Genomic DNA, 25,489 nt, shown 5'->3' with positions numbered 1-25,489 from the left:
GGAACAGCATGACAGATGTAACGATTAAAACGCTGGCCGCAGAGCGACAGACCTCCGTGGAACGCCTGGTACAGCAATTTGCTGATGCAGGTATCCGGAAGTCTGCTGACGACTCTGTGTCTGCACAAGAGAAACAGACTTTGATTGACCACCTGAATCAGAAAAATTCAGGCCCGGACAAATTGACGCTGCAACGTAAAACACGCAGCACCCTTAACATTCCTGGTACCGGTGGAAAAAGCAAATCGGTACAAATCGAAGTCCGCAAGAAACGCACCTTTGTGAAACGCGATCCGCAAGAGGCTGAACGCCTTGCAGCGGAAGAGCAAGCGCAGCGTGAAGCGGAAGAGCAAGCCCGTCGTGAGGCAGAAGAATCGGCTAAACGCGAGGCGCAACAAAAAGCTGAACGTGAGGCCGCAGAACAAGCTAAGCGTGAAGCTGCTGAACAAGCGAAACGTGAAGCTGCGGAAAAAGACAAAGTGAGCAATCAACAAGACGATATGACTAAAAACGCCCAGGCTGAAAAAGCCCGCCGTGAGCAGGAAGCTGCAGAGCTCAAGCGTAAAGCTGAAGAAGAAGCGCGTCGTAAACTCGAAGAAGAAGCACGTCGCGTTGCTGAAGAAGCACGTCGTATGGCGGAAGAAAACAAATGGACTGATAACGCGGAACCGACTGAAGATTCCAGCGATTATCACGTCACTACTTCTCAACATGCTCGCCAGGCAGAAGACGAAAGCGATCGTGAAGTCGAAGGCGGCCGTGGCCGTGGTCGTAACGCGAAAGCAGCGCGTCCGAAGAAAGGCAACAAACACGCTGAATCAAAAGCTGATCGTGAAGAAGCACGCGCAGCAGTACGTGGCGGTAAAGGCGGAAAACGTAAAGGTTCTTCGCTGCAGCAAGGCTTCCAGAAGCCTGCTCAGGCCGTTAACCGTGACGTTGTGATCGGCGAAACTATCACCGTTGGCGAACTGGCGAACAAGATGGCGGTTAAAGGCTCTCAGGTCATCAAAGCGATGATGAAACTGGGCGCAATGGCAACCATCAACCAGGTTATCGATCAGGAAACCGCACAGCTGGTTGCTGAAGAGATGGGCCATAAAGTTATCCTGCGTCGTGAAAACGAGCTGGAAGAGGCGGTAATGAGCGACCGTGACACGGGTGCTGCGGCTGAACCGCGCGCGCCGGTTGTGACCATCATGGGTCACGTTGACCACGGTAAAACCTCTCTGCTGGACTACATTCGTTCAACGAAAGTGGCCTCTGGCGAAGCGGGCGGCATTACCCAGCACATTGGTGCATACCACGTTGAAACTGAAAACGGCATGATCACCTTCCTGGACACCCCGGGGCACGCCGCGTTTACTTCAATGCGTGCTCGTGGTGCGCAGGCAACGGACATCGTAGTCCTGGTTGTTGCTGCCGACGACGGCGTAATGCCGCAGACGATCGAAGCAATCCAGCACGCGAAAGCGGCGCAGGTTCCGGTGGTCGTCGCAGTGAACAAGATCGATAAACCAGAAGCCGATCCGGATCGCGTTAAGAACGAACTCTCCCAGTACGGCATCCTGCCGGAAGAGTGGGGCGGTGAAAGCCAGTTCGTACATGTGTCTGCGAAAGCGGGTACTGGTATCGATGAACTGCTGGACGCTATCCTGCTGCAGGCGGAAGTTCTGGAGCTGAAAGCGGTACGTAAAGGTATGGCGAGCGGTGCGGTTATCGAATCCTTCCTCGATAAAGGTCGTGGTCCGGTTGCTACCGTTCTGGTACGTGAAGGTACTCTGCACAAGGGCGATATCGTTCTGTGTGGCTTCGAATACGGTCGTGTTCGTGCGATGCGTAACGAACTGGGTCAGGAAGTGCTGGAAGCGGGTCCGTCCATTCCGGTGGAAATCCTCGGCCTGTCCGGCGTACCGGCTGCGGGTGATGAAGTTACCGTTGTACGTGACGAGAAGAAAGCGCGTGAAGTTGCACTGTATCGTCAGGGTAAATTCCGCGAAGTTAAACTGGCGCGTCAGCAGAAATCTAAACTCGAGAACATGTTCGCCAACATGACCGAAGGCGAAGTTCACGAAGTGAACATCGTCCTGAAGGCAGACGTACAGGGTTCTGTGGAAGCGATCTCCGACTCCTTGCTGAAACTGTCTACTGACGAAGTTAAAGTGAAGATCATCGGTTCTGGCGTAGGTGGTATCACCGAAACCGACGCCACCCTGGCTGCGGCGTCCAACGCCATCCTGGTTGGCTTCAACGTACGTGCTGATGCCTCTGCACGTAAAGTGATTGAAGCGGAAAGCCTGGATCTGCGTTACTACTCCGTCATCTATAACCTGATTGACGAAGTGAAAGCGGCGATGAGCGGTATGCTGTCTCCGGAACTGAAACAGCAGATTATCGGTCTGGCGGAAGTTCGTGACGTGTTCAAATCGCCGAAATTTGGTGCCATCGCAGGCTGTATGGTTACCGAAGGTGTGGTTAAACGTCACAACCCGATCCGCGTTCTGCGTGACAACGTGGTTATCTACGAAGGCGAGCTGGAGTCCCTGCGCCGCTTCAAAGATGACGTTAACGAAGTCCGTAACGGTATGGAATGTGGTATCGGCGTTAAGAACTACAACGACGTCCGCACTGGCGATGTGATCGAAGTATTCGAAATCATCGAGATCCAACGTACCATCGCTTAAGGTTTTTAGGGTTCCATGCGGGATAAGGCGTTTACGCCGCATCCGGCATGGATTGCCTGATGTGACGCTGGCGCGTCTTATCAGGCCAACGTGAACAGCCCTTCCACCTGAAATTAATTTTAAAAAGGGGCTAACAGCCCCTTTTTTGTCAGGAGAATTTATTATGGCGAAAGAATTTGGTCGCCCGCAGCGCGTAGCGCAGGAAATGCAAAAAGAGATCGCTCTCATCCTGCAGCGTGAAATTAAAGATCCTCGCCTGGGCATGATGACCACCGTTTCCAGTGTCGAAATGTCTCGCGACCTGGCGTATGCCAAAGTATATGTGACGTTCCTCAACGACAAAGATGAAGACGCGGTTAAAGCGGGCATCAAAGCGTTGCAAGAAGCTTCTGGTTTCATCCGCAGCCTGCTGGGGAAAGCGATGCGCCTGCGTATCGTGCCGGAACTGACCTTCTTCTACGACAACTCTCTGGTTGAAGGGATGCGCATGTCAAACCTGGTGACCAGCGTGGTCAAACATGACGAAGAACGTCGTGTTAACCCGGACGACAGCAAGGAGGACTAATGAGTCGTCCTCGTCGTCGCGGTCGCGACATTAACGGCGTTTTGTTGCTGGATAAACCGCAGGGTATGTCCAGCAATGATGCGCTGCAAAAAGTGAAACGGATTTATAACGCCAACCGTGCCGGGCATACCGGTGCGCTGGACCCGCTGGCAACTGGCATGTTGCCAATTTGCCTCGGGGAAGCGACGAAGTTTTCCCAGTATCTGCTGGACTCCGACAAACGCTATCGGGTCATTGCGCGTCTTGGACAGCGTACCGATACTTCTGATGCCGACGGACAAATCGTTGAAGAACGTCCGGTAACCTTTAGCGCAGAGCAACTGGCGGCGGCGCTGGATACTTTCCGTGGCGATATCGAACAGATCCCTTCGATGTATTCAGCACTGAAATATCAGGGTAAAAAACTGTACGAATATGCGCGTCAGGGCATTGAAGTACCGCGTGAAGCGCGCCCGATTACCGTTTATGAATTGCTGTTTATTCGCCACGAAGGCAATGAGCTGGAGCTGGAAATTCACTGCTCAAAAGGCACTTATATCCGCACCATCATTGATGACCTGGGTGAAAAACTCGGTTGTGGCGCGCATGTTATTTACCTGCGTCGTCTGGCGGTAAGTAAATATCCGGTTGAACGGATTGTGACCCTGGAACATCTGCGTGAACTGGTCGAACAAGCCGAACAGCAGGATATTCCGGCTGCGGAGTTACTTGATCCATTACTGATGCCAATGGACAGTCCAGCTTCGGACTACCCGGTGGTGAATCTTCCGTTAACGTCTTCTGTTTACTTCAAAAATGGTAACCCAGTTCGTACATCCGGTGCGCCGCTGGAAGGACTGGTTCGCGTTACAGAAGGTGAGAACGGCAAATTTATCGGTATGGGCGAAATTGACGATGAAGGCCGCGTTGCGCCTCGTCGCCTGGTGGTTGAATACCCGGCGTAATGTTAACCGTCTTGCGATAACAGGTCGCTACGAGTAGAATACTGCCGCTTAACGTCGCGTAAATTGTTTAACACTTTGCGTAACGTACACAGGGATCGCTGAATTAGAGATCGGCGTCCTTTCATTCTATATACTTTGGAGTTTTAAAATGTCTCTAAGTACTGAAGCAACAGCTAAAATCGTTTCTGAGTTTGGTCGTGACGCAAACGACACCGGTTCTACTGAAGTTCAGGTAGCACTGCTGACTGCACAGATCAACCACCTGCAGGGCCACTTTGCAGAGCACAAAAAAGATCACCACAGCCGTCGTGGTCTGCTGCGCATGGTTTCTCAGCGTCGTAAACTGCTCGACTACCTGAAACGTAAAGACGTAGCACGTTACACCCAGCTCATCGAGCGCCTGGGTCTGCGTCGCTAATTCTTGCGAGTTTCAGAAAAGGGGGCCTGAGTGGCCCCTTTTTTCAAGCTGACGGCAGCAATTCACTGGAAACTAATGTATTGTTGCTATGAATGATCTTCCGTTGCAGAGGTTCGCGCGGCTAATGAGAGGCTTTACCCACATAGAGCTGGGTTAGGGTTGTCATTAGTCGCGAGGATGCGCAGAAGATCGGGTATTAACACCAGTGCCGTAAGGTACTGTCTAAGAAAGAGAAAGGATATTACATTGCTTAATCCGATCGTTCGTAAATTCCAGTACGGCCAACACACCGTGACTCTGGAAACCGGCATGATGGCTCGTCAGGCTACTGCCGCTGTTATGGTTAGCATGGATGACACCGCGGTATTTGTTACCGTTGTTGGCCAGAAAAAAGCCAAACCAGGTCAGGACTTCTTCCCACTGACCGTTAACTATCAGGAGCGTACCTACGCTGCTGGTCGTATCCCGGGTAGCTTCTTCCGTCGTGAAGGCCGCCCAAGCGAAGGCGAAACCCTGATCGCGCGTCTGATTGACCGCCCGATTCGCCCGCTGTTCCCGGAAGGCTTCGTCAACGAAGTTCAGGTTATCGCCACCGTGGTTTCTGTTAACCCGCAAGTTAACCCGGATATCGTCGCGATGATTGGTGCTTCCGCAGCACTGTCTCTGTCTGGTATTCCGTTCAATGGTCCGATTGGTGCTGCTCGCGTAGGTTACATCAATGACCAGTACGTACTGAACCCGACTCAGGACGAGCTGAAAGAGAGCAAACTGGATCTGGTTGTTGCCGGTACTGAAGCCGCTGTACTGATGGTTGAATCTGAAGCTGAACTGCTGAGCGAAGACCAGATGCTGGGCGCAGTAGTGTTCGGTCATGAACAACAGCAGGTTGTTATTCAGAACATCAATGAACTGGTGAAAGAAGCCGGTAAACCACGTTGGGACTGGCAGCCGGAGCCGGTAAACGAAGCGCTGAACGCGCGCGTTGCTGCACTGGCTGAAGCTCGCCTGAGCGATGCTTACCGCATCACCGACAAACAAGAGCGTTATGCGCAGGTTGATGTCATCAAATCTGAAACCATCGCGACGCTGCTTGCTGAAGACGAAACCCTGGACGAAAACGAACTGGGTGAAATTCTGCACGCGATCGAGAAAAACGTTGTTCGTAGCCGCGTACTGGCAGGCGAACCGCGTATCGACGGTCGTGAAAAAGATATGATCCGTGGTCTGGATGTGCGTACTGGCGTGCTGCCGCGTACTCACGGTTCTGCGCTGTTCACCCGTGGTGAAACGCAGGCGCTGGTTACCGCAACGCTGGGTACTGCTCGTGACGCGCAGGTTCTTGATGAACTGATGGGCGAACGTACCGATACCTTCCTGTTCCACTACAACTTCCCTCCGTACTCCGTAGGCGAAACCGGCATGGTCGGTTCTCCGAAGCGTCGTGAAATTGGTCACGGTCGTCTGGCGAAGCGCGGCGTGCTGGCAGTCATGCCGGATATGGACAAATTCCCGTACACCGTACGTGTTGTGTCTGAAATCACTGAATCCAACGGTTCCTCTTCTATGGCTTCCGTGTGCGGCGCGTCTCTGGCGCTGATGGACGCAGGTGTGCCGATCAAAGCTGCCGTTGCGGGTATCGCAATGGGTCTGGTGAAAGAAGGCGACAACTACGTTGTACTGTCTGACATTTTGGGCGACGAAGATCACTTGGGCGATATGGACTTCAAAGTTGCGGGTTCCCGCGAGGGTATCTCTGCATTGCAGATGGATATCAAAATTGAAGGTATCACCAAAGAGATCATGCAGGTTGCGCTGAACCAGGCTAAAGGTGCGCGTCTGCATATCCTGGGCGTAATGGAACAGGCGATCAACGCGCCGCGTGGCGATATCTCTGAGTTCGCACCGCGTATCCATACCATCAAGATCAACCCGGACAAGATCAAAGACGTTATCGGTAAAGGCGGCTCTGTTATCCGTGCCCTGACCGAAGAAACTGGCACCACCATCGAAATCGAAGATGACGGTACTGTGAAGATTGCAGCGACCGACGGCGAGAAAGCGAAACATGCTATTCGTCGTATCGAAGAGATCACTGCAGAAATCGAAGTGGGCCGCGTCTACACTGGTAAAGTGACCCGTATCGTTGACTTTGGCGCATTTGTTGCCATCGGCGGCGGTAAAGAAGGTCTGGTACACATCTCTCAAATCGCTGACAAACGCGTTGAGAAAGTGACCGATTACCTGCAGATGGGTCAGGAAGTACCGGTGAAAGTTCTGGAAGTTGATCGCCAGGGCCGTATCCGTCTGAGCATTAAAGAAGCGACTGAGCAGTCTCAACCTGCTGCAGCACCGGAAGCTCCGGCTGCTGAACAGGGCGAGTAAGGTTGCCATTTGCCCTCCGCTGCGGCGGGGGCTTTTAACCGGGCAGGACGCCTTGTTAGCAACCGGGAACAGGACGTTCATTCAACCGTGGTCTTCGGGAGTGGGAAATGAAGCCTTTTTTGCGCTGGTGTTTCGTTGCGACAGCACTTACGCTTGCAGGATGCAGTAATACTTCCTGGCGTAAAAGTGAAGTCCTCGCGGTACCATTGCAACCGACTTTACAGCAGGAAGTGATTCTGGCACGTATGGAACAAATCCTTGCCAGTCGGGCTTTAACCGATGACGAACGCGCACAGCTTTTATATGAGCGCGGAGTGTTGTATGATAGTCTCGGTCTGAGGGCATTAGCGCGTAACGATTTTTCGCAAGCGCTGGCAATCCGACCGGATATGCCTGAAGTATTCAATTACTTAGGCATATATTTAACGCAGGCAGGCAATTTTGATGCTGCCTATGAAGCGTTTGATTCTGTACTTGAGCTTGATCCAACTTACAACTACGCGCACTTGAATCGCGGGATCGCATTATATTACGGCGGTCGTGACAAGTTAGCGCAAGATGATCTGCTGGCGTTTTATCAAGACGATCCCAATGATCCTTTCCGTAGTCTGTGGCTTTATCTCGCCGAGCAGAAGCTCGATGAGAAGCAGGCTAAAGAAGTGTTGAAACAGCACTTCGAAAAATCGGATAAGGAACAGTGGGGATGGAACATTGTCGAGTTCTACCTGGGCAACATTAGCGAACAAACGTTAATGGAAAGGCTCAAGGCGGACGCAACGGATAACACCTCGCTCGCTGAGCATCTCAGTGAAACCAACTTCTATTTAGGTAAGTACTACCTAAGTCTGGGGGATTTGGACAGCGCCACGGCACTGTTCAAACTGGCGGTTGCCAACAACGTTCATAACTTTGTTGAGCACCGATACGCATTGTTGGAATTATCGCTCCTGGGCCAGGACCAAGATGACCTGGCAGAATCGGACCAGCAATAGCTGACGTACACATCAGCCCGTAATCTTTTTTGATTGCCATCACCTTAACGGGTGAGGGCGTTGTTGTTCGTTAATACACCTACTTTGAGCCGGTTCACACTTTTCAATGAAAATTGCTGATCAATTTCATGATGAGTTATGTAGACTGGCCGCCATTAATTTTGAGGCACACGTACTACATGGCTGAATTCGAAACCACTTTTGCAGATCTGGGCCTGAAGGCTCCTATCCTTGAAGCCCTTAACGATCTGGGTTACGAAAAACCATCTCCAATTCAGGCAGAGTGTATTCCACATCTGCTGAATGGCCGCGACGTTCTGGGTATGGCCCAGACGGGGAGCGGAAAAACTGCAGCATTCTCTTTACCTCTGCTGCAGAATCTTGATCCTGAGCTGAAAGCACCACAGATTCTGGTGCTGGCACCGACCCGCGAACTGGCGGTACAGGTTGCTGAAGCAATGACGGATTTCTCTAAACACATGCGCGGCGTAAATGTGGTTGCCCTGTACGGCGGCCAGCGTTATGACGTGCAATTACGCGCCCTGCGTCAGGGGCCGCAGATCGTTGTCGGTACTCCGGGCCGTCTGCTGGACCACCTGAAACGTGGCACTCTGGACCTCTCTAAACTGAGCGGTCTGGTTCTGGATGAAGCTGACGAAATGCTGCGCATGGGCTTCATCGAAGACGTTGAAACCATTATGGCGCAGATCCCGGAAGGTCATCAGACCGCTCTGTTCTCTGCAACCATGCCGGAAGCGATTCGTCGCATTACCCGCCGCTTTATGAAAGAGCCGCAGGAAGTGCGTATTCAGTCCAGCGTGACTACCCGTCCTGACATCAGCCAGAGCTACTGGACTGTGTGGGGTATGCGTAAAAACGAAGCACTGGTACGTTTCCTGGAAGCGGAAGATTTTGATGCGGCGATTATCTTCGTTCGTACCAAAAACGCGACTCTGGAAGTGGCTGAAGCTCTTGAGCGTAACGGCTACAATAGCGCCGCGCTGAACGGTGACATGAACCAGGCGCTGCGTGAGCAGACACTGGAACGCCTTAAAGACGGTCGTCTGGACATCCTGATTGCGACCGACGTTGCGGCCCGTGGCCTGGACGTTGAGCGTATCAGCCTGGTGGTTAACTACGATATCCCGATGGATTCTGAGTCTTACGTTCACCGTATCGGTCGTACCGGTCGTGCGGGTCGTGCTGGCCGCGCGCTGCTGTTCGTTGAGAACCGCGAGCGTCGTCTGCTGCGCAACATTGAACGTACTATGAAGCTGACTATTCCGGAAGTAGAACTGCCGAACGCAGAACTGCTGGGCAAACGCCGTCTGGAAAAATTCGCCGCTAAAGTACAGCAGCAGCTGGAAAGCAGCGATCTGGATCAATACCGCGCACTGCTGAGCAAAATTCAGCCGACTGCAGAAGGTGAAGAGCTGGATCTCGAAACTCTGGCTGCGGCACTGCTGAAAATGGCACAGGGTGAACGTACTCTGATTGTTCCGCCAGATGCGCCGATGCGTCCGAAACGTGAATTCCGTGACCGTGATGACCGTGGTCCGCGCGATCGTAACGACCGTGGCCCGCGTGGCGACCGTGAAGATCGTCCGCGTCGTGAACGTCGTGATGTTGGCGATATGCAGCTGTACCGCATTGAAGTGGGCCGCGATGATGGTGTTGAAGTTCGTCATATCGTTGGCGCGATTGCTAACGAAGGCGACATCAGCAGCCGTTACATCGGTAACATCAAGCTGTTTGCTTCTCACTCCACCATCGAACTGCCGAAAGGTATGCCGGGTGAAGTGCTGCAACACTTTACGCGCACTCGCATTCTCAACAAGCCGATGAACATGCAGTTACTGGGCGATGCACAGCCGCATACTGGCGGTGAGCGTCGTGGCGGTGGTCGTGGTTTCGGTGGCGAGCGTCGTGAAGGCGGTCGTAACTTCAGCGGTGAACGCCGTGAAGGTGGTCGTGGTGATGGTCGTCGTTTTAGCGGCGAACGTCGTGAAGGCCGCGCACCGCGTCGTGATGACTCTACCGGTCGTCGTCGTTTCGGTGGTGATGCGTAATCATCGCTGAACAGCGAACACAATCTGTAAAATAATATATACAGCCCCGATTTTAACCATCGGGGCTTTTTTTCTGTCTTTTGTACTCATGTACTGGTACAGTGCAATGCATAACAACGCAGTCGCACTATTTTTCACTGGAGAGAAGCCCTCATGGCAGCACTAACCACCACCCAAACGTCACCGTCGCTGCTTGGCGGCGTGGTGATTATCGGCGGCACCATTATTGGCGCAGGGATGTTTTCTCTGCCAGTGGTCATGTCCGGGGCGTGGTTTTTCTGGTCAATGGCAGCGCTGATCTTTACCTGGTTCTGTATGCTGCATTCCGGCTTGATGATTCTGGAAGCTAACCTGAATTACCGAATCGGTTCGAGTTTTGACACCATCACCAAAGATTTGCTGGGCAAAGGCTGGAACGTGGTCAACGGCATTTCCATTGCCTTTGTGCTCTATATCCTGACCTATGCCTATATTTCTGCCAGTGGTTCGATTCTGCATCACACCTTCGCAGAGATGTCGCTAAACGTCCCGGCACGGGCGGCGGGTTTTGGTTTTGCACTGCTGGTAGCGTTTGTGGTGTGGTTGAGTACTAAAGCCGTCAGCCGCATGACGGCGATTGTGCTGGGGGCGAAAGTCATTACCTTCTTCCTCACCTTCGGTAGCCTGCTGGGGCATGTGCAGCCTGCGACATTGTTCAACGTTGCCGAAAGCAATGCATCTTATGCGCCGTATTTGCTGATGACCCTGCCGTTCTGCCTGGCGTCGTTTGGTTATCACGGTAACGTGCCAAGCCTGATGAAGTATTACGGCAAAGATCCGAAAACCATCGTGAAATGCCTGGTGTACGGTACGCTGATGGCACTGGCGCTGTATACCATCTGGTTGCTGGCGACAATGGGCAACATCCCTCGTCCGGAGTTTATCGGCATCGCCGAGAAGGGCGGTAATATTGATGTGCTGGTACAAGCATTAAGCGGCGTGCTGAACAGCCGTAGCCTGGACCTTCTGCTGGTCGTGTTCTCAAACTTTGCGGTAGCGAGTTCGTTCCTTGGCGTAACGCTGGGTTTGTTTGACTATCTGGCAGATCTGTTTGGTTTCGACGACTCGGCTGTGGGCCGCTTGAAAACGGCATTGCTGACCTTTGCCCCGCCTGTTGTGGGTGGTCTGCTGTTCCCGAACGGATTCCTGTATGCCATTGGTTATGCTGGTTTAGCGGCTACCATCTGGGCGGCAATTGTTCCGGCACTGCTGGCCCGCGCATCGCGTAAACGCTTTGGCAGCCCGAAATTCCGCGTCTGGGGTGGCAAGCCGATGATTGCGCTGATTCTGGTGTTTGGCGTCGGCAACGCACTGGTGCATATTTTATCGAGCTTTAATTTACTGCCGGTGTATCAGTAATCAGCGGTGCCTTATCCGACATTTCTGCTGCCTACACAATGCCTGATGCGCTTCGCTTATCAGGCCTACGTAGGACAGCGTTGCCAGCTCGGATAAGGCTTCCCGCGTTAAGACACACTATCCCAACAACTCTTCCTTAACATCCATCGCCAGCTCAAACGAATGCAGGCGCGCCTGGTGGTCGAAAATCTGCCCGTTAACCATAATCTCATCAGCGTCGGTTTCGCGCAGGATCGACTGCAAACCATGACGCACTTTCGCTTTATCGCCCACCAACGACATACTCAGCGCCTGCTGCACGTCATACTGCTCAGACGGTGACCAGAACTGATCCATATTTTGAATCGGCGGCGGCAGTTGCCCGGTTTCGCCACGGCGCAGCTTCACAAAGGCTTGCTGCATTGAGGTAAACAGAAATTCAGCGTCGCGGTTGCTGTCGGCGGCGATAATATTGATGCACACCATCGCGTATGGTTTTTCCAGCCGAGCCGACGGTTTGAAGTTACTGCGATAAAGATGCAGCGCCTGGAACAACATATCCGGCGCGAAGTGTGAGGCAAACGCAAATGGCAGACCAAGCTGCGCCGCCAGTTGTGCACTGTAAAGGCTGGAGCCTAACAACCACACGGGGATTTTCTCGCCATAGCCTGGTACCGGGCGCACATGCGGATTGGGATCGCGGGCGTCAAACCAGTCCACCAGCTCCGCGACATCGCGGGGGAAATTATCAATATCGCCGCTCATATGACGACGTAGCGCCATCATTGTCCGTTGGTCACTACCCGGAGCACGACCCAGCCCCAAATCGATTCGCCCCGGATAGAGCGTATTGAGTGTGCCGAACTGTTCGGCAATGACCAACGGTGAGTGGTTAGGCAACATCACGCCGCCAGACCCCAGATGCAGCGTGGTGGTATTCGCCGCCAGATAGCCAATCAATACCGATGTTGCAGCACTGGCAATGCCGGTCATATTGTGGTGTTCTGCCAGCCAGTAGCGATGATAGCCGCGCTTTTCAGCCAGACGGGCGAGATCGAGAGAGTGGGAGAACGCTTCCCGCGCTGAAGAGCCTTCGGGTATGGGGGCCAGATCGAGTAGCGAAAACGCAATGGTTTTATCAGTCATAACAGCTCACTTTGTTACCGATTAATCTTTAATACTGCATTAAAGAATAGTTAAAGTTGTTAACAAAGTGAGCTATTTACTTAGGCTTGCAGCTCCAGTCCTGCCAGCCGCCGCCAGTAGCCGTTACAGTCGCTGTTTGCCGTCAACGGCAGTGGCACAGCGCCATTTTCATTAGCGCGGAAGGCGTCGAGCATCGCGAAAGTGTCAGTGCCCTGCGGTGACAGGCGGACTACATCAACCAATCCCTGCATGGATGCCAGCTCGTTACCGAGGTTGTAAACGTAGCCGCTCATGGTCTGAATGCCATTGAGTACAAACACTTGTTGGTTTTCCTGCGACAGCACGTTGCGCCCGTTCGGATACTTAATGCAGCAGGTTTCACACTCATCTTTCGGGCGGTCTTCCGAACGCGCGGTAAAGCAGCGGGCGGAGTAGGCCAGCGGTAGATGACCGTAGCTCAGGACTTCCACTTCAAACTGGTTGCGAATGCCCAGCTCATCGCACTGATTAAGCAGATTCACCAGCCAGTCGCGGGAAAGCTCCACCGGCATACACCAGCGCATCATGCCCTGTTTGAGCAATATTTTCAGCGTCACCGCGTTGTAGCAGTTCAGCGCGTGCCCGGCGACGAACGGCAGTTTGCGTTCAGCGCACATATTCACCACGCCGAGATCGCTGGCTTCAATCAGAAACTCACCGTTCTCAACATAGCGTTTCAGTTCGCCCAGTTCAGAGGATGCCTGCACCAGCGCCAGCGTGGAGAGCACAATCTGCTTGCCACTTCCGGCGAGCGATTTTGCCATCTCCAGACAGTCGCCAACTTTGGTTGCCCGGCGCTTGCTGCATACCGCTTCACCAAGATAAATCACGTCGGCGCTGCTGGCGGCGGCTTGCTGATAAAAATCTTCCAGCGTCTCTTTTGGCCAGTACCACAGCACTGGCCCTAAGGAATATTTCATTGCTCTTCTCACTGCCATTTACGGTGATACGCGCCAAGGGTGGTTTGCGTGCCTTCGGACATCGACCCGAGCGTCTCCATCCACACGCTTTGCGGTACGAAGTTTTGCGGATCGGCCTTACAACGGTCGATAGCCTGACGCCAGACTTTCGCCACCTGGCTGACATACGCCGGGCTACGCTGGCGGCCTTCAATTTTCACCGAAGCAATATTCGCAGCCATTAACTCCGGCAGCAGTTCCAGGGTATTGAGACTGGTTGGTTCTTCCAGCGCGTGATAGCGCTCGACGTCCACCAGATAACGCCCTTTACACAGCGTCGGATAACCTGCGTTTTCGCCGTCCTGATAACGGTCGATCAGCACTTCGTTCAGGCGGGATTCCAGCCCCTGCGGCGTTTGTTGCCAGCGCACGAAACGGGCCGGAGAACACGCACCCACAGTGTTGGGCGACTCACCCGTCAGATACGACGACAGATAGCAACGGCCTTCCGACATAATGCACAGGCTGCCGAAAGCAAACACTTCCAGCGGGACAGGAGTAACCCGTGCCAGCTGTTTCACCTGATGAGTCGACAACACGCGCGGCAGCACCACGCGGGCAACGTCAAAATGGCGATGATAAAAGTTAATCGCCTCTTCATTGGTCGCCGAAGCCTGCACTGACACATGACGTTCAATATGCGGGTAACGCTCGGCGGCGTACTCCAGCATGGCGAGGTCGGCGAGGATCAGCGCGTCGGCACCCAGCTGCGCCGCCATATCCACGGCACGCTGCCAACGGGCGTAACCGTCCGGATGCGCAAAAGTGTTAATCGCGATGTGAAGTTTGCGGCGATGTTGATGGACAAAACTCACCGCTTCCTGCAATTTTTTCTCGGTAAAGTTAAGGCCGGCGAAGTGACGGGCATTGGTATCATCTTTTAGCCCGATATAAACAGCATCTGCGCCGTTTTCGATGGCCGCCTTAAGCGCCGGGAGATTTCCGGCAGGGCAGAGCAGCTCCATAATTTTTCCTGAAGGTTGCGCTATCAAAACGCAAAAATGTTAACGAACTGGGATTTTAGTTAACCTTGCTGCGACAATTTTTGATTTAAGGCAGTTAAAGTTGTATTGGTGGTAGCAGCAATTTCATATGGAATTGTTGATTTATACCGCTATGTTATTTTTCTGATATGGCAAAATAGGATGATTGTTGAAACAGGGAGTAAAACTCGTGTTGGATAAACTGCGTTCCCGTATTGTGCATTTGGGGCCATCTCTGTTGAGTGTACCGGTAAAACTGACGCCATTTGCGCTAAAACGCCAGGTTCTTGAGCAGGTCTTAAGCTGGCAATTCCGTCAGGCGCTGGATGATGGCGAGCTGGAGTTTCTTGAAGGCCGCTGGTTAAGTATTCATGTGCGTGATATTGACCTGCAATGGTTTACCTCGGTGGTGAATGGCAAACTGGTGGTCAGCCAGAACGCGCAAGCTGATGTGAGTTTTAGTGCCGACGCCAGCGATCTGCTGATGATTGCGGCGCGTAAACAAGATCCGGATACGCTCTTCTTCCAGCGTCGGCTGGTGATTGAAGGCGATACGGAGCTGGGGGTGTATGTGAAAAACCTGATGGACGCCATTGAACTGGAGCAAATGCCGAAAGCCTTACGCATGATGCTGCTGCAACTGGCGGATTTTGTTGAGGCGGGAATGAAAACCGCGCCTGAAACCAAACAGACATCGGTAGGTGAACCATGCTAATTCGAGTAGAAATTCCCATTGATGCGCCGGGTATTGATGCCCTGCTGCGTCGCTCATTCGAAAGTGATGCGGAAGCGAAGCTGGTTCACGATCTGCGTGAAGATGGCTTTCTGACGCTGGGGCTGGTGGCGACAGATGACGAAGGTCAGGTCATTGGCTATGTGGCATTTAGTCCGGTTGATGTGCAGGGCGAAGACCTGCAATGGGTCGGCATGGCACCGTTGGCGGTTGATGAAAAATACCGTGGACAGGGGCTGGCACGCCAACTGGTCTATGAAGGACTCGATTCGCTTAATGAGTTCGGCTATGCCGCAGTGGTGACGCTGGGCGATCCGGCGCTGTACAGTCGTTTCGGCTTTGAACTGGCGGCGCATCACGATCTGCGTTGCCGCTGGCCGGGCACTGAAAGCGCCTTCCAGGTACATCGTTTAGCGGATGACGCGCTGAATGGCGTAACCGGTCTGGTTGAGTATCACGAGCATTTCAATCGCTTTTAATCTCCGGGGTTTGCAGGCTGCTCAACAGTTCTGCAAACCCTGCGCCTTCCGCTACCAGACGCTCTTTTTGCCGTTTGGTCAGTTGCTTAACGCGATATTCCGCCCGTAGTGCCAGCGAACGGTCGCCCACTGGCGCAGAAAACGCCAGCGTCAGTTCTCCTTTCCCGCGCAGTGCTTTCGCCCCTTTGCCGCTTTGGTGCTGCTGATAGCGGCGTTCGACATCCGTGGTGATCCCGGTATAAAGCTTATTGTCGGCGGTACGGATCAAGTAAAGAAACCAGGGTGTCATCGTCTGCATCGCATGTTAAGGTCAGGCCCACAGTATAAAAGAGAACAGCAATGGAAACACTCATCGCCATCAGCCGTTGGCTGGCAAAACAACATGTTGTCACTTGGTGTGTGCAGCAGGAAGGGGAACTCTGGTGCGCTAATGCCTTTTATCTTTTTGATGCGCAGAAAGTCGCCTTCTACATTTTGACGGAAGAAAAAACGCGCCACGCGCAGATGAGTGGGCCGCAGGCTGCGGTTGCCGGAACGGTAAACGGTCAGCCGAAAACGGTAGCGTTAATTCGCGGTGTGCAGTTTAAAGGTGAGATCCGCAGGCTGGAAGGTGAGGAAAGCGACCTCGCGCGCAAGGCGTACAATCGTCACTTTCCGGTTGCCAGAATGCTGTCGGCCCCGGTGTGGGAAATCCGGCTCGATGAAATCAAATTCACCGACAACACGCTGGGCTTTGGTAAAAAAATGATTTGGCTACGCGACTCAGGCACCGAGCAGGCGTAACGCCTCGCGGTTAAACGCTGGCAGATCGTCCGGTGTCCGGCTGGTAACCAGCTGATCTTTATCAACCACGACTTCCTGATCGTAAAATTCCACGCCCGCATTTTTAACATCAATAATGATCGGTTTAACTGCGGTCAGTTTGCGCCCCCGAATCACATCGGCGCTGATCAGCAGCTGCGGACCGTGACAGATGGCGAAAACAGGTTTGCCGCTATTCACAAAATCACGGGTAAAGGTGACAAAACGGTTGTCGCCACGCAGATAATCCGGTGAATGACCACCCGGTAGCAACAGGGCATCAAACTCCGCTGGCGTCACTTCATCGATGGATTTATCGATGGTCACGCTGGCTTCTCCTTTTTTGCCTTTCACCGTTTTATCCGCTTGTTTTTCAATAGTAATCACTTCGTGTCCGGCTTTACGGAACTCGTCTGCGGGTGAAGTAAATTCTGAATCTTCAAATTCATCAGTGATTAAAACGGCAATTTTCTTACTCATGCTTCCTCCGCGTTGTTGCATTGGATGAGGCGAATTTTCCACAATCGGGGATAATTACCTCATGGTCTATTAAGACTGGTGCATGAGCCGGGGAGCGCAAGGCAGACAATTCTGTAAAGGAGCGAAGATGAGTCAGGTACTGATTACAGGCGCAACGGGGCTGGTGGGCGGTCACCTGCTGCGGATGTTGATTAATGAACCGAAAGTTAACGCCATTGCTGCGCCGACGCGACGTCCGTTGGGCGATATGCCCGGGGTGTTTAATCCCCATGATCCGCAACTGAGTGACGCGTTGGCGCAGGTCACCGAACCCATCGACATTGTGTTTTGTTGTCTCGGCACCACGCGGCGAGAAGCGGGGAGCAAAGAGGCGTTTATTCATGCCGATTACACGCTGGTAGTGGATACCGCATTAACCGGGCGGCGACTGGGCGCGCAGCATATGCTGGTAGTCAGTGCTATGGGTGCCAATGCCCACTCGCCGTTTTTCTATAACCGCGTCAAAGGGGAGATGGAAGAAGCATTAATTGCCCAGAACTGGCCGAAATTGACCATTGCTCGCCCGTCGATGTTACTGGGCGATCGTAGCAAACAGCGGATGAACGAAACGCTTTTTGCGCCGCTGTTCCGTTTGTTACCAGGTAACTGGAAATCCATTGATGCGAGAGACGTGGCGCGGGTCATGCTGGCAGAGGCGATGCGGCCTGAGCATGAAGGCGTGACGATTTTAAGCTCTTCAGAATTACGCAAAAGAGCTGAATAATTATTCCCAAGAATTGATAGTGAGCGTAATATTCACGCGCTCAATTATCATAACTTATTCCTGGGGAATGCTATGACTGGTCAGTCTTCATCTCAGGCGGCAACGCCCATTCAGTGGTGGAAACCCGCGCTTTTCTTTCTCGTTGTCATTGCCGGTCTCTGGTATGTGAAATGGCAACCTTACTACGGCAAAGCGTTTACTGCAGCCGAAACCCACAGTATCGGTAAATCTATCCTTGCGCAGGCGGATGCTAATCCGTGGCAAGCGGCGTTGGATTACGCGATGATCTATTTCCTCGCAGTATGGAAAGCGGCGGTGCTGGGGGTGATCCTCGGTTCGTTGATTCAGGTGCTGATCCCGCGTGACTGGTTGTTGCGTACGCTTGGGCAATCGCGCTTTCGCGGCACGCTGCTGGGAACGCTGTTTTCGCTGCCGGGCATGATGTGTACCTGCTGTGCGGCTCCGGTCGCGGCGGGAATGCGTCGCCAACAGGTATCGATGGGCGGTGCGCTGGCATTCTGGATGGGCAATCCGGTGTTAAACCCGGCGACGCTGGTGTTTATGGGGTTTGTCCTCGGCTGGGGTTTTGCGGCGATTCGTCTGGTGGCCGGGCTGGTGATGGTGTTGCTGATTGCGACGCTGGTGCAAAAATGGGTGCGTGAAACACCGCAAACGCAGGCACCGGTCGAAATTGACATACCGGAAGCACAGAGCGGTTTTTTTAGCCGCTGGGGCAGGGCGCTATGGACACTTTTCTGGAGTACGATCCCGGTTTACATCCTTGCAGTACTGGTGTTGGGTGCCGCACGTGTCTGGTTATTCCCCCATGCCGATGGTGCTGTCGATAACAGCCTGATGTGGGTGGTGGCGATGGCGGTAGCAGGATGCTTGTTTGTCATTCCCACGGCAGCAGAAATTCCGATTGTACAAACGATGATGCTGGCAGGTATGGGAACCGCTCCGGCGCTGGCATTGTTGATGACGCTCCCGGCAGTGAGTTTGCCGTCACTGATCATGCTGCGCAAAGCGTTCCCGGCGAAAGCCTTATGGCTGACAGGGGCGATGGTGGCAGTGTCTGGTGTGATTGTCGGCGGGCTGGCGCTGTTGTTCTGATTTGAGGGAAAACATGTCGGATGCGGCGTAAACGCCTTATCCGACCTACGGTTTGCATCGTTGTAGGCCTGATAAGACGCGGCAAGCGTCGCATCAGGCATTACAAGGGGCTGCTATTTAATAAACGTAAACGCTGTAGTTACCCGCTTTACGCCGCTCACCCGGCTGGCAATATCTGCCGCCGCTTTCGCGTCACGTTCAGTCACCAGCCCCATCAGGAACACTTCACCGTTTTCGGTGGTCACTTTCACGTTGGACGATTTCACCAGGTCGCTGGTTAAGAGCTGCGAACGCACTTTGGTGGTGATCCACGTATCGTTAGATGCTTCGCCCAGACCAATCGGCTGGCCCTGACGAATCTCGTTATACACTTCGTTGGCACCGTCTACGCCCATAGCAATCTGTTTGGCGCGAGCCGAAAGTTCAGCATTTGGTGACTGCCCAACCAGCAGCACTTTGCCCTGATAGGCCGTGACATTAATACGGGTTTCTTTCTTAATCTGTTCGTCTTTCGACAATGCGCTGTTCACGCGCACTTCCAGGGTACCATCGTCCACCTGGGTGCCGACACTGCGTGGGTCAGTTGCGGCTTTGGTACCCACAGCAGCGGTACCCACTACGGCAGCGGCAACACAACCTTGCAACAGCAGCGCGGAAATAAGGACTGCGATTGGCGATAATGCCTTCATGTATTCTCCTTAATCATCCTGGTGAGGGAAAAGCGTGTTATCGATCAGATCGCACAGGCAATTTACCGTCAGCATATGCATTTCCTGAATGCGAGCACTACGATGCGAAGGAATGCGGATCTCCACATCCTGTGGCCCTAACAAACCTGCAAGTTCGCCGCCGTCATAGCCGGTCAATGCCACAATGGTCATATCACGCGTAACGGCGGCTTCAACTGCTTTAACAATATCGCGGCTGTTGCCACGGGTGGAAATGGCTAACAATACATCTCCCGCATGACCCAGCGCCCGCACCTGTTTTGCATACACTTCATCATGTAAGCGATCGTTGGCAATCGCCGTTAAGACAACATTATCAGTATTTAGTGCAATGGCAGGTAAGCTGGGCCGCTCCGTTTCGAAACGGTTGATCATGCTGGCAGCAAAATGCTGTGCATTGGCAGCGGAAGTTCCATTACCACAACAGAGGATTTTGTTGCCATTGAGCAGAGACTGAACCAGCGTCATGGCTGCACGGGAGATGGCATCCGGAAGCGCCTCTGCCGCCGCAATTTGAGTTTGAATGCTTTCAGTGAAGCAAGCTTTAATTCTTTCTTGCACGCTAATCCTTAAACCTTAATTATGAGTGGTCATTAAAGGCATCCTTAATCCACTCAACCTCATTCCCGGTGAAGGCTACCACATCGAACCGGCAATCCACAGTATCAAAACTCCCATTATGACGCGCGAGCCACAAGCGGGCAGTCTGTAATAATTTGTGTTGTTTGCTGCGGGTCACACTGGCTGCCGCGCCGCCATAAAGCGCAGAGCGGCGATAGCGTACCTCGACAAAAACGGTGGTCAGGCCTTCACGCATTATCAGATCGATCTCGCCGCCACGCTCGTTCACGTTAGCGGCGATAAACCGCAGTCCTTTGCCTTCCAGCCAGCGACGCGCTTGTGCTTCCCACGCATCGCCGGTCTGTTTGGTGGTTAACTGGCGGGGACTACCTGACCTTGTTGGTACTGTAGCCATGATAACTTCCTGTTAATCACGCAATCCGGGTTAGCCGTCAGACTTCCGGTATTACCGTTGATTTCAAAACCCTGAACCTGGCGCATTTGTGAGAAATGATTTGCCAACGACCAGGCATCAACGCCCATCGCATACATGCGAGCCAGCGAATAATCGTTGTTCACCGCGCTGAGCGCCTGCTGCATTAACGGCAGATTACCGCCTGCCAGCATCGGGATTTCGCTGTACTGCAAGCCTTCCATCTCCAGTCGGAAATCCGGGCCTGCGGTGCCTTGTGCGCTGCGGGAACTGGCGTACAGCGTTGCACCGCTCTGGCTACCGTTACGCATGGCGATCATCGGTTTGATAAAAGCGATTTCACCCGGCGTTGCCACAATGTAGACCGCATCGACACGACCGCCATTATTGGTGAACTGGTCATCGGTTGGCGTGGTTTGCAGCGTTGGATTGTTGGTCGTCATGCCGGAGTCGGTTGTCGCTCTGGGAGTAATCGGGCTACCCGTTAAAGCAATACCAGAACCGCCGTTAACACCCGCGCGTAATTCGCTGGTGGAACCAAATTTTTGTTGCAGAACGGTGCCGCCGCCCAGTTTCTGCCACTCTTGCGCAAACGCATTGGCTACGCGATCGCCCAATGCACTGCGTGGGATCAGCACCAGCGGCGCTTGTTTACCCTGGTCACGAATATGACGCGCTGCATCGCGCGCTTCGTCTTCCGGTGAAAGCGCGAAGTAACAAATATTGACGCGGTTTTCGATATTCTCCGGCTGGTTCAGTGCCAGTACGTTCAGCGGGGTGTTGCTCTTCAGCAACTCTTCAACGTTATTTTTCAGCAACGGACCAACCACAATACTCGCGCCATCCTGCTGAACCTGGCTTAAGATCTGGCTAAGTGGTTGTGATGAGGTATCGTAGATTTTCAGCTCTGCGGATGGATTTGCGGGTGCGCTTACCGCTGCGGTGCTTGTCGCCGGGGCGCTTACAGGCACTGGCTGGGCCGCAGGCTGATCACCGGTCAGATCGCTAACCGAGGCTTGTGCCGGGCTGGCAACGCCATCCGCAGTTTGCGGCTGAGGTTGTTCTGCTACGTCTGCGGCAGGTGCGGCAGCTACCTGAGCCGCCACTGGCTGAGTGCCGATATTTTTCGCGGCTTCAAAGCCTTGCTGAATAGTGCGACCAAATACCGCTGCCTGGCCATTCAGCGGCAACAGCAGGGCGATTTTGTTGGTCGAGGCTGGTTTAAACGCTTTTACGTTAACCAACTGCGTTGGCAGCATTTTCGCGCCCGGATTGTTCGGATAACGTTTCTGCCAGTCGGCGATCCCGGCTTTCATCATGTCGGGATCGTTACGGTTATCAAACCAGACGCGCTGCAGATCCAGCCAGCCTTGCAGAATATTTTCGTCGGCGTTGATCACCAGCGTATTCGCCTGTTCCTGAGTCATGGAGGAGAGCGCCTGCCAGGTGGCATCAATATTCTGCTGTTTTTCTTTCGCGCCAAGCAGCGGTTCCTGAGCAATTAACGCGCGCAGTAAATCAATGGAAGGACGCCCCTGGCTGGCATCGATTTTTGCCTGCCAGTAACGCGCTTGCTGGTTTTGTTCTAAATCGGCAGGTGTGATTTTCGCCAGCAAGTTTTGCGCGCCAGCAAAATCTTTCTGCGCCAGTTTAATCTCTGCCGCCAGCAGTGTTTTCTCGCGACGCTGAGAATCGTTCAGTTCTTGCGGTAGTTGGTTAAACAACTCAACCGCCTGCCCGGTTTTACCTTCTTTCACCAGTGCACGAATGGCGAGTAATTGCCAGTTGATCCTGGTATCATCAGAGCTTTGCTGCATCTGCTGAAGATAAAAGGCAGAATCAGCCTGCGCCGTGCCCTGCATATAAGCAGTGGACTGATCGGGAGTATGGGTGCCACAACCGGCGAAAATCAGGGCTGCCAGAACAACAGGCAGACAACGCGCGGCTTTCAAACGAGAAAATGTTGAGGGTACCATAATGTATCCAGTGATATTTTTTTTACGCAATGCTCAATATTAAATCGGCAATACGGACGACACAATGAAACAACACCAATCGGCGGATAATTCTCAGGGCCAGCTTTACATTGTACCGACGCCAATCGGCAATCTGGCGGATATCACCCAGCGTACGTTAGAGGTATTACAGGCCGTTGATCTGATTGCCGCCGAGGATACTCGTCACACCGGTTTATTGCTGCAACATTTTGGGATTAATGCCCGGTTGTTTGCGCTGCACGACCATAACGAACAACAAAAAGCCGAAACGCTGCTGGCGAAGCTGCAAGAGGGGCAAAACATTGCGCTGGTTTCCGATGCCGGAACGCCGCTAATTAACGATCCTGGCTACCATCTGGTGCGTACCTGCCGTGAAGCGGGGATTCGTGTGGTGCCGCTACCCGGACCGTGTGCTGCTATCACTGCGTTAAGCGCCGCGGGTTTACCATCTGACCGTTTCTGTTACGAAGGCTTTTTACCTGCCAAATCAAAAGGCCGCCGTGATGCGCTAAAAGCCATTGAAGCGGAGCCGCGCACGCTGATTTTTTATGAATCTACCCACCGTCTGTTAGATAGCCTGGAAGATATCGTTGCGGTATTAGGCGAATCCCGCTACGTGGTTCTGGCGCGTGAGCTGACCAAAACCTGGGAAACCATTCACGGCGCGCCCGTTGGCGAGCTGCTGGCGTGGGTAAAGGAAGATGAAAACCGTCGCAAAGGCGAAATGGTGCTGATTGTCGAAGGTCATAAAGCACAGGAAGAAGACTTACCCGCCGATGCCCTGCGCACGCTGGCGCTGCTACAGGCAGAACTGCCGCTGAAAAAAGCGGCGGCGCTGGCCGCAGAAATTCATGGCGTGAAGAAAAATGCGCTGTATAAGTATGCGCTGGAGCAGCAGGGGTAACAGTGCCGAAGCGTTGCGTTAATCAAAACGCAACGTCTTCTTTTACCGCACCATGACGGTAATGGTGGCTGTGCCCTGAAATTTTCCTGTTTCCAGCTCACCACCGACCAGATTAACTGGCCAGGCGCGCATATTGACGGTGCCATGCCCGGAAGGATCAACGGGAAGGATACCGTTCTGAAAAGGAATATTTGCAACTCCGCCGCCGAGATTTTCAATACGAATACCGACATCGGGCACATTGTCTGAACTTCTTCGCCTGGCGACCAGGTTGTACTGGTCTACTACCCCAGTTGTACCGTCGATGCGCATTTGCAACGAGATTTTTAATCTTTGAAGTATCACCACAGTCATAAGTGATATCAAAGTCTACTGGAGTAAAACCGTCTGGCATGGCATTGCGGGTGGTAAACTTCTGACCATTGATGAATCCAAAATTAACTTTAATAACATCGCCCTGATTAATTTTGCACGACTGTGGGGCGGTGAGATTTCCCTGAATCGATAACTTGACTAAATCATGGAAGTCACCTGTAGACGGGCTTCCCATTCCATCGACCCACGCGCCTTTAATGACGGCAATATCCGTTTTCGGAATGGTCATCGAGCCGAGAAATGGCTTGGTGACATACAGGGTAAAGGTGGTATTTGCACCAATATTAACGGGTCCATAACGAGACGTGTCACCCTGGCAAACACCCGTTTGGGTTGCAGCAGAATATACGGTGCTGCTTTTTATCTGTGTGAATCGGGTGTTAACAGAGACAACCTGGTCGGTTGTGAGTCCTGGAATGTCGTTTGCCTGTAATGTGGTTTTAATATCCAGGCTGTCATTGAGTTTGTAATATCCTGTCTGATGTCCAGTGGTGGTAAGTACGGGGCTGACCATATAGACAAGTTTAACTGCCTTACCCGCAGAGCAGGAACAGGCGTATTGCCAGTTAGTGCTACTTAGCGTTGCAGAGGTAAACTCCCGTCCTGTCACGTTATCTGTCTGGTTCACCGTAACATCATCAACCACACTGCTGTAATTTGTCGCACCGCTAGTGCTGTCGGCTCCACACCCTCCTGAGGAGGCATAAGCGCAGGATGTGGATATCAACAAAAGTCCTGTTATAAGAGGCGCTCTTTTCATTTTTTTATCCTTAATGGCACTGCGCTGTGCCTTGTAATACAGAGGTTGTTGGTTCTGAATCCGGTGTACTAAAAGCAAACTGACATTGTTGATCTGCCTGATTTCCCCAGCGTACAGTCCAGCTTTGTGATTTACTCGATATCCCAGAGAGATATAGTATGCCGCCCTCATCGACGATACTTTGTTGCCCCGTATCATCGTTGCTGGCAAGAGCGCCAAAGGGCAACGGTTTACCGTTGCGATCGCTGACTGTAACAAGTACGCGATAACCGATATTGGCGTTGAAACGCGCCGCTACCATTGCACCTCTGTTGGGCACCACAAACTGTGTTGTTTGTTCAAGATCGACGTTATCGGGCAGCTGCGTAGTATCTACCGAGAGACGGTTTTCCTGATAAGTCGTGAGATAAGGAACCACTGCATAGCCAAAGGGATCAGTAGCAATCCCCGGATAGTTTTGTATCCTCACGCCAGAAGCCCCGTTAGCATCGATAAGCGCAAAAGCGTTGCCCAGATATTGCGAGAGCGTCACGCCATGAGGATGGATAACCACGCCGCCGGTAACGCCGTAATTGTATTGGCTGCTGTCATTACCGTAACTGTATCCGGCACTGAAGGTTCCATAAGGTGAACGGTAACTGGCGTTCAGGCTACTGTTATGGTTGTTATCGTCATCCAGACTTTGTTCCAGGCTATAGCTCAGGCGACCATCATCCAGCAGTGAGCCATCAAGACGCATTTCATGTTGGGTTGGGCGATCTTTCTGGCTGGTCATCTGATAGGAAACCAGGCTACGCGGTAACCAGC

The 25,489-nt window shown here is 52.9% G+C and carries 25 protein-coding genes and 1 pseudogene; 15 read left to right on the top strand and 11 right to left on the bottom strand.

The window, feature by feature from the left end:
- Positions 1-8 precede the first annotated feature (8 nt).
- From infB to mtr, 9 genes are all read left to right on the top strand, one after another.
- Positions 9-2,681: a translation initiation factor IF-2 gene (gene infB, locus ACUU1M_RS06260; RefSeq protein WP_000133044.1), complete on the top strand. Its 2,673-nt coding sequence runs from the start codon at positions 9-11 to the stop codon at positions 2,679-2,681.
- Between the two features lie 163 nt (positions 2,682-2,844).
- A complete protein-coding gene (gene rbfA / locus ACUU1M_RS06255; protein WP_001040207.1) occupies positions 2,845-3,246 on the top strand; it encodes a 30S ribosome-binding factor RbfA in 402 nt (133 codons plus the stop codon).
- Entirely contained in the window at positions 3,246-4,190 is a 945-nt protein-coding gene (truB, locus tag ACUU1M_RS06250) for a tRNA pseudouridine(55) synthase TruB (protein WP_000089695.1), read from the top strand. The genes rbfA and truB overlap by 1 nt, the downstream gene beginning before the upstream one ends.
- Positions 4,191-4,338: 148 nt before the next feature.
- Positions 4,339-4,608: a 30S ribosomal protein S15 gene (rpsO, locus tag ACUU1M_RS06245; protein WP_000059466.1), complete on the top strand. Its 270-nt coding sequence runs from the start codon at positions 4,339-4,341 to the stop codon at positions 4,606-4,608.
- Positions 4,609-4,854: 246 nt separating this feature from the next.
- Positions 4,855-6,990 (top strand): polyribonucleotide nucleotidyltransferase, encoded by a 2,136-nt coding sequence (gene pnp, locus ACUU1M_RS06240; RefSeq protein ID WP_001297425.1) that lies wholly within the window; start codon positions 4,855-4,857, stop codon positions 6,988-6,990.
- Positions 6,991-7,097: 107 nt separating this feature from the next.
- Positions 7,098-7,982, top strand: coding sequence for a lipoprotein NlpI (gene nlpI / locus ACUU1M_RS06235; RefSeq protein ID WP_000802080.1), 885 nt, complete (start codon positions 7,098-7,100; stop codon positions 7,980-7,982).
- 106 nt (positions 7,983-8,088) lie between these two features.
- Positions 8,089-8,169, top strand: coding sequence for a protein YrbN (gene yrbN, locus ACUU1M_RS06230; protein ID WP_010723222.1), 81 nt, complete (start codon positions 8,089-8,091; stop codon positions 8,167-8,169).
- Complete coding sequence (gene deaD / locus ACUU1M_RS06225) at positions 8,162-10,051, top strand: ATP-dependent RNA helicase DeaD (protein WP_001295553.1); 1,890 nt, start codon at positions 8,162-8,164, stop codon at positions 10,049-10,051. Before yrbN ends, deaD begins: the two co-directional genes overlap by 8 nt.
- 153 nt (positions 10,052-10,204) lie before the next feature.
- Complete coding sequence (gene mtr / locus ACUU1M_RS06220; protein WP_000729621.1) at positions 10,205-11,449, top strand: tryptophan permease; 1,245 nt, start codon at positions 10,205-10,207, stop codon at positions 11,447-11,449.
- 117 nt (positions 11,450-11,566) lie between these two features.
- Here the strand turns inward: mtr and ACUU1M_RS06215 are convergent, their stop codons facing one another.
- The 3 genes from ACUU1M_RS06215 to ubiU form a co-directional block, all read right to left on the bottom strand.
- The gene (locus ACUU1M_RS06215; RefSeq protein ID WP_000130375.1) at positions 11,567-12,574 is read right to left on the bottom strand and encodes a luciferase-like monooxygenase; all 1,008 of its coding nucleotides are present in this window, start codon (positions 12,572-12,574) and stop codon (positions 11,567-11,569) included.
- An 80-nt stretch (positions 12,575-12,654) separates the two neighbouring features.
- On the bottom strand, positions 12,655-13,533 hold the full coding sequence (locus ACUU1M_RS06210) for a U32 family peptidase (protein ID WP_005050801.1): 879 nt from the start codon (positions 13,531-13,533) through the stop codon (positions 12,655-12,657).
- A gap of 8 nt (positions 13,534-13,541) precedes the next feature.
- The gene (gene ubiU / locus ACUU1M_RS06205; RefSeq protein WP_449144651.1) at positions 13,542-14,537 is read right to left on the bottom strand and encodes a ubiquinone anaerobic biosynthesis protein UbiU; all 996 of its coding nucleotides are present in this window, start codon (positions 14,535-14,537) and stop codon (positions 13,542-13,544) included.
- A 208-nt stretch (positions 14,538-14,745) separates the two neighbouring features.
- Here ubiU and ubiT point away from each other — a divergent pair, with 208 nt between their 5' ends.
- Both ubiT and ACUU1M_RS06195 read left to right on the top strand, forming a co-directional pair.
- On the top strand, positions 14,746-15,270 hold the full coding sequence (gene ubiT / locus ACUU1M_RS06200) for a ubiquinone anaerobic biosynthesis accessory factor UbiT (RefSeq protein WP_005077133.1): 525 nt from the start codon (positions 14,746-14,748) through the stop codon (positions 15,268-15,270).
- Positions 15,264-15,767: a GNAT family N-acetyltransferase gene (locus tag ACUU1M_RS06195; protein WP_000908554.1), complete on the top strand. Its 504-nt coding sequence runs from the start codon at positions 15,264-15,266 to the stop codon at positions 15,765-15,767. Before ubiT ends, ACUU1M_RS06195 begins: the two co-directional genes overlap by 7 nt.
- On the opposite strand, the gene yhbQ is transcribed toward ACUU1M_RS06195, so the two are convergent.
- Complete coding sequence (gene yhbQ, locus ACUU1M_RS06190) at positions 15,754-16,056, bottom strand: DNA damage response exodeoxyribonuclease YhbQ (RefSeq protein ID WP_000189314.1); 303 nt, start codon at positions 16,054-16,056, stop codon at positions 15,754-15,756. The genes ACUU1M_RS06195 and yhbQ overlap by 14 nt on opposite strands.
- Positions 16,057-16,106: 50 nt before the next feature.
- On the opposite strand from yhbQ, the gene ACUU1M_RS06185 reads away from it, so the two are divergent.
- Positions 16,107-16,550 (top strand): YhbP family protein, encoded by a 444-nt coding sequence (locus ACUU1M_RS06185; RefSeq protein WP_000449029.1) that lies wholly within the window; start codon positions 16,107-16,109, stop codon positions 16,548-16,550.
- Here the strand turns inward: ACUU1M_RS06185 and yhbO are convergent.
- Complete coding sequence (gene yhbO / locus ACUU1M_RS06180; protein WP_005077130.1) at positions 16,530-17,048, bottom strand: protein/nucleic acid deglycase; 519 nt, start codon at positions 17,046-17,048, stop codon at positions 16,530-16,532. The two genes, ACUU1M_RS06185 and yhbO, sit on opposite strands and share 21 nt — an antisense overlap.
- Before the next feature lie 127 nt (positions 17,049-17,175).
- Between yhbO and ACUU1M_RS06175 the strand changes: the two genes are divergently transcribed.
- A complete protein-coding gene (locus tag ACUU1M_RS06175; protein WP_001343556.1) occupies positions 17,176-17,811 on the top strand; it encodes an NAD(P)H-binding protein in 636 nt (211 codons plus the stop codon).
- A gap of 72 nt (positions 17,812-17,883) precedes the next feature.
- The gene (locus tag ACUU1M_RS06170) at positions 17,884-18,924 is read left to right on the top strand and encodes a permease (protein ID WP_000147624.1); all 1,041 of its coding nucleotides are present in this window, start codon (positions 17,884-17,886) and stop codon (positions 18,922-18,924) included.
- A gap of 113 nt (positions 18,925-19,037) precedes the next feature.
- On the opposite strand, the gene dolP is transcribed toward ACUU1M_RS06170, so the two are convergent.
- From dolP to lpoA, 4 genes are read right to left on the bottom strand one after another with little or no spacing between them, the layout of a single operon-like run.
- Positions 19,038-19,613 carry a division/outer membrane stress-associated lipid-binding lipoprotein gene (gene dolP / locus ACUU1M_RS06165; protein ID WP_152028891.1) on the bottom strand — a complete coding sequence of 192 codons (576 nt, stop codon included), beginning with the start codon at positions 19,611-19,613 and terminating at the stop codon, positions 19,038-19,040.
- Between the two features lie 9 nt (positions 19,614-19,622).
- Entirely contained in the window at positions 19,623-20,213 is a 591-nt protein-coding gene (gene diaA / locus ACUU1M_RS06160; protein WP_001158034.1) for a DnaA initiator-associating protein DiaA, read from the bottom strand.
- A 19-nt stretch (positions 20,214-20,232) separates the two neighbouring features.
- Positions 20,233-20,628, bottom strand: a complete 396-nt coding sequence (locus tag ACUU1M_RS06155) for a YraN family protein (protein ID WP_000246827.1) — start codon at positions 20,626-20,628, stop codon at positions 20,233-20,235.
- Positions 20,586-22,622, bottom strand: a complete 2,037-nt coding sequence (lpoA, locus tag ACUU1M_RS06150; RefSeq protein ID WP_000249125.1) for a penicillin-binding protein activator LpoA — start codon at positions 22,620-22,622, stop codon at positions 20,586-20,588. Before lpoA ends, ACUU1M_RS06155 begins: the two co-directional genes overlap by 43 nt.
- A 64-nt stretch (positions 22,623-22,686) precedes the next feature.
- On the opposite strand from lpoA, the gene rsmI reads away from it, so the two are divergent.
- Positions 22,687-23,547, top strand: coding sequence for a 16S rRNA (cytidine(1402)-2'-O)-methyltransferase (gene rsmI / locus ACUU1M_RS06145; protein ID WP_000809275.1), 861 nt, complete (start codon positions 22,687-22,689; stop codon positions 23,545-23,547).
- Positions 23,548-23,589: 42 nt separating this feature from the next.
- Here rsmI and ACUU1M_RS06140 read toward each other — a convergent pair.
- A pseudogene (locus tag ACUU1M_RS06140) lies at positions 23,590-24,682 on the bottom strand (fimbrial protein).
- Positions 24,683-24,692: 10 nt separating this feature from the next.
- Positions 24,693-25,489, bottom strand: a 797-nt coding sequence (locus ACUU1M_RS06135) for a fimbria/pilus outer membrane usher protein (protein ID WP_032155679.1), incomplete at its 5' end; no start/stop codon positions are given.

The sequence above is a fragment of the Shigella sp. SIG6 genome, from assembly GCF_053555815.1.
This window is presented reverse-complemented; position numbering and strand designations above follow the sequence as displayed.